Source organism: Bacillus sp. 05T31 (genome assembly GCF_056396725.1).
On record NZ_JBFTMA010001134.1, the window covers coordinates 1 to 839 of the forward strand.

The window sequence follows — 839 nt, forward strand, 5'->3', positions numbered from 1 at the left end:
CTACTATCACGCCTTGCATGTAGGAGTATCAGATAAGTAGTTTCAGCTCAACCTGACGGCTTTCATTCCTACTTTCAGTCAATAAGTTGTTGTTATCAAGTTGATAACCCTCCTATTTCGTGTTTGCACACTTATGAGGAAACGTGTCGCACAAATAACGCTTTTATTAAGAACTAATGATCTTTATATTTCTTAAGCTTGTCATCACAAGTAATTTTTATAATTAGTTAAATTCTCAATATAGTTTGTGTATATAATTCCATTCAAAGATACATAATACCCACGTAACTATTTAAAAATACTTTGTTTTTATATCTAAGTTCAAAAAGGAGCTACATAACATGGATAAAAAAGATTTATTAAGTCAACAACTTGATCCTGTGTCATTAGATGCGCTGAATACCCCTAGTAAGGCCCAAGAACAACTGCAAGAAACATCTCAGGAGGCACATAATTCAAACAAAAAGGACAGTACTCAAGCTTTACATGGCGAAGATTTACCAATTTCAGATGTATATAGAACAACGAACAAACAGTAAATTTAAAAGGGAAAAAATCTTAAGAACGAGTGAACTTAATTCTTTTCCCTTTTCCTATTTAAATAACACTTTTATATGAAACCCGTACACATTTTTGACACATCCACTATCACAATCTCCTGAAAATTCGTGATAATATTAATTTGTCGAATACGCCAAATTTCGACATTGAACGACAATGATATCTCCCTTATTGAATCCCTGTCCCCCAGGGATTTCTCCTTTTATTCATTACTTTTTTCTTCACTAAATTTTCATTCTTAACAAAATTCAATCACTCCATTGAATAGACAGCCATAG

The 839-nt window shown here is 32.5% G+C and carries 1 protein-coding gene; it reads left to right on the forward strand.

The genetic code is table 11. The features are described from left to right. The first annotated feature begins 341 nt into the window (after positions 1-341). Positions 342-539 (forward strand): hypothetical protein, encoded by a 198-nt coding sequence (locus AC1DJR_RS31905; RefSeq protein WP_002017016.1) that lies wholly within the window; start codon positions 342-344, stop codon positions 537-539. The last annotated feature ends 300 nt before the right edge of the window (positions 540-839 follow it).

Coding starts and splice junctions, on each gene's coding strand:
- AC1DJR_RS31905 (WP_002017016.1), top strand. CDS start 342: ATGGATAAAAAAGATTTATTAAGTCAACAACTTGATCCTGTGTCATTA.